5 protein-coding genes are annotated in these 6,949 nt (G+C 49.8%); 3 read left to right on the top strand and 2 right to left on the bottom strand.

Annotated features, from left to right (window positions below):
- Positions 1-329: 329 nt before the first annotated feature.
- The gene (locus tag V5735_RS00250) at positions 330-1,646 is read right to left on the bottom strand and encodes a Cdc6/Cdc18 family protein (RefSeq protein WP_423743130.1); all 1,317 of its coding nucleotides are present in this window, start codon (positions 1,644-1,646) and stop codon (positions 330-332) included.
- Between the two features lie 605 nt (positions 1,647-2,251).
- Between V5735_RS00250 and V5735_RS00245 the strand changes: the two genes are divergently transcribed.
- The 3 genes from V5735_RS00245 to V5735_RS00235 all read left to right on the top strand — a co-directional run bounded on the left by V5735_RS00245 (position 2,252) and on the right by V5735_RS00235 (position 5,352).
- The gene (locus tag V5735_RS00245; protein ID WP_423743129.1) at positions 2,252-2,479 is read left to right on the top strand and encodes a hypothetical protein; all 228 of its coding nucleotides are present in this window, start codon (positions 2,252-2,254) and stop codon (positions 2,477-2,479) included.
- A 520-nt stretch (positions 2,480-2,999) separates the two neighbouring features.
- Complete coding sequence (locus V5735_RS00240) at positions 3,000-3,242, top strand: hypothetical protein (RefSeq protein ID WP_423743128.1); 243 nt, start codon at positions 3,000-3,002, stop codon at positions 3,240-3,242.
- A 10-nt stretch (positions 3,243-3,252) separates the two neighbouring features.
- Positions 3,253-5,352 (top strand): type B DNA-directed DNA polymerase, encoded by a 2,100-nt coding sequence (locus V5735_RS00235; RefSeq protein ID WP_423743127.1) that lies wholly within the window; start codon positions 3,253-3,255, stop codon positions 5,350-5,352.
- Between the two features lie 176 nt (positions 5,353-5,528).
- Here V5735_RS00235 and V5735_RS00230 read toward each other — a convergent pair whose 3' ends face one another.
- Positions 5,529-6,851 carry a hypothetical protein gene (locus V5735_RS00230; protein ID WP_423743126.1) on the bottom strand — a complete coding sequence of 441 codons (1,323 nt, stop codon included), beginning with the start codon at positions 6,849-6,851 and terminating at the stop codon, positions 5,529-5,531.
- Between the last annotated feature and the right edge of the window lie 98 nt (positions 6,852-6,949).

Below are 6,949 nucleotides of genomic sequence, written 5' to 3'. Positions count from 1 at the left end.
ACAACCACCTCGTAACCCGTGTAACACGGGTTAGACGAGTTATGCGAGTTTGTCGGGTTACGATGGTTATTCAGGTTATCCATATACGGCATATTATTCGCGTTGGCTATAAAATTACGGGTTAGATATACGAATGAAGGCGTGAATCAGACGGGTTGTTTGAGAGTTAGTATGCTATACTAACCAGCATAGTAGCCCAACGAAATGAGCACCACCTGTTGCACTCAACAAGACGGTACTACTCGACATATGGATGCTTTTAGCACAATATCTGATAAATAGCAACAGTAGAAAACAAACAAGTCGCCAGAGGGAACGAGAGGCTTGTTTTAGGGCTCACCCAATGCTCTTCGGAATTTCTGTACGAATGAACGACTGGCAATATCGGCCAACCTCCCTGACTCCCCATCCTCGTTTTGGGTAACAACTTCACGAGCAACATTATCGTCAATACCGCCCAGTTCGTACTTGCGGTAACTCCCGCCGGATTTACCCTCGTTGCTTTCCTTATAAGCAAGAAAGTCGCGGACTAAGAGATCGGAGACACGTCGACGAAAACTCCGAAGAGAAAGAGTATCAGTGTCTGCTGCTTCTGCCACCAGGGAATAGGCCTTGTAAATATCCTTGCTACGGAGAGGCGGATAGCCAGCATCCTCAAGTTTCATCACTGCCATCATCGTCAGTTTGCCCTGAATTGGGAGTTGTCGTATTTCGTCTGCTGTCCGTCCTTGTTCCTCGCGCTGACGAGCTTCACGGACATCTTGCTCAGAGATAGTGTCGCCATCGCGCTCACGACATGACTTCCCAGAGAGGTACATAAGAGAGAGTGCATCGCGAGCACTGCCAGATTCCTGCGCAACAAGGGCCGCAATCAGTGGGATGACATCGTCGCCCAGAACGCCGTAGTCTGTTACCCCTGCTTCATCATGATACTCAACCCCCACGATACCTTTCGTAGCACGTTGATACAGGATCTTGCGCAAGTCGTTTGCATCATAAGGCGGAAACAGGATCTCCTCATCACACAAGCTATCCTGGACACGGGCGGACAGACCACGCTTGAACGAGAAACTGTTACAAATGCCGACAACACCGATTTTCGTTTTCTCTGGGGGGACGTTTCCATTATCATTACACCGAGGCAACGAATAAAGGATCTCGTCATCGGACCCGATCGAGTCGATCTCGTCAAGAACAATAACGCAGTGGGTTGCATCTAATTCACGGAGATGGCGATAAAGCGTATTATAAACGTCACCAGCAGGAACACCAGTCGTCGGAAAACGGTTAGCCTCTGTCCGGAATTTATTGATGAGATTAGCCGCAACCTGATAAGAGGTGTTGAGCTGCTTGCATTCGAGGGTTATTACTCTGACAGAGATCTCATCACCATTGACCGAGAGGTCGTTTGCATCCTCGATCAATCGATCCATCACAAGTTCTGTCCCTTTTGTTTTCCCTACGCCCGTTTTGCCATAGAGAAACACGTTCCGGGGTCGTTTTCCTCGGACAATCGGCTTGAACGTTTGTAGATATTCGTTTAGCTCCTCATCACGAGCTACCATCTCCTCAGGAGTATAGGAATCTCGGAAGACATCTTCATCCAAAAATATTGGATCGTCTGCGGATAGATGGCCTAATCCCATGCGTGTCGTATCAGTCTAATTCTATATAAATCCCCCTGACCGTAGTGACAGGAGTATCGTGAGTTACAGCCGTTGCATAGTCCACCCCACTTTGGCAGGAGTTGTGAACTATGATCGCCACACGGTCAGCGAGTAGTCATCGATAGTCAGACACCCCACTTTGTCATGAGTAAACGGCCGCGAGAAGCGTTCTTAGACACGTCTTATACGATATGGATCCCCCACACCCCCCACTTTGTCATGAGTAACGTTGTGCGAAGGGGGGTTTCTTCAGCGGATACGATACTACTTTTGCCGGGGAAAATTATTTATCCCGATAGCACAAACAATACCCGTAGTATATATAATCCAACTCAATTTGCTAGAATGATCAACTCTAGGTTTTGTTTTCGGTTACTTTCTCTCGGTTTACTCATGACAAAGTGGGGTGGGGGGTGATCGTCAGTCCGTGGAACTCTGGAACGAATGTTACGATGATCGTGTCTCTCACCGGTCTCGTCCATACGGGCTTGCAAGAAAACAAAGGAAATCCGGTGTGTGCTCACCGACTCTCGTTTATTTTGTCCCGAGGATTTACATCAGCAGTCCTCATATTGATTCCATCTATGATCTCGAATCGGAGGTCGCCACTCACACCACTTGCGCAAGACGCCCTCGATGCACTGGCGAACGCACTGCCAAGTGAGGGAGAACTCACCTACAAGGACGCCTACGCTGTCTTGGCACAGGAAGAAGATTTGCAGCAGCCTGCTGCCGAGGATATCATTGAACGACTCTACATGCGGGGCCATCTGTATGAAGTCGATGGGAAGCTCCGGTTGACTGATTACTGATTACAAAATTGAGCAACTATCGGAGCATTCTGACTGATACAATCGGTTTCGTCTGTGGGTTACTACAATCAGCATTTGTGTTACCGGTACGCGTTTTATGCATCCGTCCGATGCTCTAACTGCGCTCTCACAACTGGTCAAGACAATTTCCCGACGCCATCATCCGACGCTCAAGGATTGGCTGGTTGTGAGAGCCCTGCCTACGGCTTTCCTTACCTTTCTCCGAGTGAGCGTTGGTGACAACTGTGTTTTCGGAAAATCCAATCGGAAACGATTCAACAGGGCCACTGACGACCGGTACTTCGAGATCTGATTGAGACTCATCTCGGTGAGAACGTTCTGGAGAGAGACGTACTGATTCACTCCAAACTGACGATAGCAGAACCTCGAGTCTTACTTCATAGTTGGTGGCCAGCACGACCAGTACTCACACTGATTTCCATCGATATTTCATCTATTGGAATATTCGGAAGCGACCCTGGCTTGCCTAAGGGACTCTCGGTGGTCGTGTTTACCTGTAATGAGCCAAATCAGCCAAATCACGACGGGATGGGACGAGTATCGACGAGCACTTCGATCGACCGATCAGGAAGTCTTCGATCGACTCTTCGAGTATGCCCAGTTGCATACCGATCCCAGCACGGTTCACAAGCCATTGTTCGTTGAGACCCCCATTCTCATCTCGATGTTGCTCGAACAGCAACTGCAAATCGACGATTTGGAGGAGCGACTCGATCACATAGAGGACGATTTGAACGATTGAGGGTGAGGCGATGGTGTACAAAATCGACTACGTCGATGGTGACGTGCTCAGATGGTCGGTGACCGAGACGGGGGTGGAGTGTAGAGTGGATGAATCGTATACGCCAACGATCTACGTGTCGGTGCATGACGATGGGGAGTTTTCGCTGGCACGTGCTGCACTCCGTGATCATCCTGCCGTTGTTCGGGTTGCTGTTGTTGATGAACGCGTAAGCTTCCGCCACGACCTGGAGCAGGTACTTCGGGTGGATGTGGTTGACCTCAAGGCGGTGAATTCGGTGGCACGAATGGTGAGTAAGTGGGGTTCTCCGGGTGAGTATCGATGCTACAACGTCGACTTCTCGCGGGAGTTCCGGTACTGTCTCGAAGAGGAGATTGACCCACTCCCGACCCGCGAACTCTCACAGATGCAGATTGCTGTGTCGGAGACAGAACTCGCGAGTGAGAGAGTTACCGAACTCACAATCGACGATGAGACAGTGACTGGGAGTGGGGTAGACGTGTTAACCACGCTGTCGAGTCGGGTTGAGTCGGTCGACCCCGACGTGCTCTTCCTGAATACGAGTGATCTCATTCCAGTCCTGTTCCAGCAGGCCGATCGGCTCGACGTCGAGTTCCAGCTGGGCCGACAGCCAGGATGGCAGCAATTGGCGGGTGAATCAACCTACGAAAGCTACGGACAAGTCGGGCACTCACCCGCACGGTACAATCTTCCTGGACGAGTTATCATCGACGGCTCGAATACGTTCATGTGGAATCAGACGAATCTCGACGGCTGTCTGTATCTCGTCGAACAATCGGGCAAACCACTGCAAGAGTTGGTGTGGTCGTCGATCGGGAACATTCTGACCGGGATTCAGATCCAGGAAGCTCGTGAACGGGATGTTTTGGTCCCGTGGCGCTCGTGGCGTCACGAGAAATTCAAAACGATGCGCCAGCTGCACGACGCCGACCGGGGTGGGTTCACCTTCGCGCCGAACGTCGGGCTGCACGAGGACGTCCACGAACTCGACTTCTCATCGTTGTATCCGAATATCATCGTCACCCGTAACGTGAGTCCGGAGAAGATCCGATGTGAATGTCACTCTGGGAGGGAGGACGTGCCAGGCATCGGGTATTCGATTTGTGACGAGCGTGGGTATCTTCCGGACGTACTTGAACCGTTGATCGAGGATCGGGATGCGATCAAAGCCGAGATTCGCGAGACTGAGGACGAGGAACATCGCGACGAGTTGGAAGGCCAATCGAGTGCGATTAAGTGGATTTTGGTCTCGTGTTTCGGGTATCAGGGCTTCTCGAATGCGAAGTTCGGGCGCATCGAGTGCCACGAAGCGATCAACGCGTTTGCTCGGGAGATTCTGTTGGAAACGAAAGCGGTGCTCGAGGAGAACGGGTGGCGGATTGTGCATGGTATCGTCGATAGCGTGTGGGTGACGCCGATCGAAGACGAGGAACAGACATCGCTGTCCGAGCTTGTCTCGGAGATTTCTAAGCAGATGGCAATTCGGCTTGAGCATGAAGCGCACTACGATTGGATAGCGTTCGTGCCGTTGCGTGATTCGGATGCTGGTGCGTTGACGAAGTACTTTGGGAAGGTCGCTGGCAAAGATGAGTACAAGTATCGGGGCATCGAGTGTCGCCAGCGAAGTACGCCCCCGTATATCGATGAAGCGCAGAAAGCGTTGATTCGAGCGCTGGATGAGTACCGCGACCCGAAAGAGGTTTGTGAAGAATTGCGGTCGTGGGTCGATCGACTTGAACGTGGGGCAGTTGATCCGAGTGAGTTAGTGATCACGAATCGGGTTTCGAAAAAGCGGGAGGACTACACGCAATCAACCCGGAGTGTGGCGGCATTAGAGCGAGCGACTGATTTGGGGTTGGCACGTGCGCCTGGGCAAAGTGTGTCGTATGTGGTGGTTGATGATTCGAAGGACTCGCGAGAGCGGTTGCTGTTGGCGAGTGAGGAATTGGGTGAGTATGATGTCGGGTTCTATCGGGAGCTGTTGATTCGTGCAGCCGCGAGTGTGGTGTCGCCGTTGGGGTGGCGTGAGAAACGCATTGAGCAATTGCTTTCGAGTCATAGCGAAACCAGCCTCAAATCGTATCTCTAACGATCACAAGTTTCGAGGATGGATTGTTGCCACCTGCTCCTCCATAGAACCAAAAATCACTGTTAGGTTGGTAATCACCATCGATGACAGACTTAGACGGTTGGGCTGATTGTAGGGAACGTATATGGCAACCGATTCTGAGGTGGTATTATATTGCCGTAGGTAAGAACCAGAAATCACGAACGACTTGACGAGAGACACTCCCCGAGCCATTGGTAGAAGCTGAATGCTTTGGGTTCTCGGTCGTTAATTCGTGCATGGATCGATTCGAAGACTACGCACAGACCCAAGAACCAGGATAGGAAGACGTTGATCTCAGTGTGGGAGATTATCCAGAGCCAATTCGGTAGTGTGATTGCGGAGTCTGTGACGAAGATCAGGTATACGAAGATTGGGATGACGACTGAAAGGATTATTGTCGCCACGTTTGCCACGAGTGTAGGCTCTAAGTCTTCGGGATGTAACCGTTCTTTTTCCCGTTTCAGTCGATCTTGCCGCTGTTCCAAAATTTCGATCTCGGCTTTTTTCTCTCGTAGGTTTTCATTTGCTTCTTCTAGTTTCTGCTGCTCATGTACATTGAGTCCCAAGACAGAGTTTGTTACCCTGTCTCCCATATCTTTGAAAGGTTCGTCAAATTTCGGCATGGTGAAGCTATTACCTGCCAACTCATTTCGAAGAGGACCAAATGGACCGGTCTCACGGGGACTGGTTGTTGATGTCCAGGAAGAATTCGAGGACGGATTTTTATCTACTATCTCGTTATACTGAACTTCTAATTCCTTTTTAGTCTTCTCGTCTAACCCATCTATACTGTGGGTCTTCTCATATTTCCCGACGAATTCGTCAAGTTCGAGTGGGTCTTTTCTCAGGCTCTTAGCTTTCTTTACGATCTCTGAGTCATCATCATCTTCTGTAGATTGTTCCGCGTCGTTTGCTTCACCATTTTCTCCATTGTCTATTTCTCTCAGTCTATCAGTCAGGCTGGTAGTAACTGCGTCAGCATTCGGATCCCAGCCTTTCCCCTCGTATTTGGAGGCAAAGGGCGGAATGATATCGTTCAATATCCGGTTTTCGATATCATCCATCCGCTTTTTCAGGAAATCTCTATGGTAGTAGCTGATTGAACTGTCTTCTAGATCTTCGGCAGATTCGCAGTCATGGAAATCAATGAGTTTCTGGTAGAGTTCGTCGACAGATAGTTGCTCAATTGGTTTAGAGATCTCGGACGGGATTTCGCTTTCGATGAAATCGTTAACCTGCTTTGTCGCTTTCTCTTTGTAGTCTGTTTCGCGTTTATCAACCAGACTGTCGACAGTGTTCTGGTAATCATCTCGTCGATTCCTAAGCCCCTCCAAGTCTTCTTCTATCCGGTCAAGTTCGTTTATTGTGTGTCTTCGATCAGATTTAATTTGGACGTAGTTATTGACGAGGAGGGCGGTAAGTATAGCTACGAAGACGCTGGCGGAGCCAGCTAGGGCACCGTAGAATGCACCACTCATCAGATAATTATGGGTTTGAAATTGTTTAGCAATTAGTTTTCCGTATTCATTTCAGCCCCTACGAATATTTTTAGCTCAATATGGGATCTAGGACTTGA

It is taken from the genome of Haladaptatus sp. SPP-AMP-3, from assembly GCF_049568665.1.
Classification (GTDB): Archaea; Halobacteriota; Halobacteria; order Halobacteriales; family Haladaptataceae; genus Haladaptatus; species Haladaptatus paucihalophilus.
This window is presented reverse-complemented; position numbering and strand designations above follow the sequence as displayed.

What these genes read in the sequence shown, in the direction of transcription:
- V5735_RS00235 (WP_423743127.1), top strand. Translation starts at nt 3,253, where the DNA reads ATGGTGTACAAAATCGACTACGTCGATGGTGACGTGCTCAGATGGTCG.
- V5735_RS00250 (WP_423743130.1), bottom strand. Translation starts at nt 1,646, where the DNA reads ATGGGATTAGGCCATCTATCCGCAGACGATCCAATATTTTTGGATGAA.
- V5735_RS00245 (WP_423743129.1), top strand. Translation starts at nt 2,252, where the DNA reads ATGATCTCGAATCGGAGGTCGCCACTCACACCACTTGCGCAAGACGCC.
- V5735_RS00230 (WP_423743126.1), bottom strand. Translation starts at nt 6,851, where the DNA reads ATGAGTGGTGCATTCTACGGTGCCCTAGCTGGCTCCGCCAGCGTCTTC.
- V5735_RS00240 (WP_423743128.1), top strand. Translation starts at nt 3,000, where the DNA reads ATGAGCCAAATCAGCCAAATCACGACGGGATGGGACGAGTATCGACGA.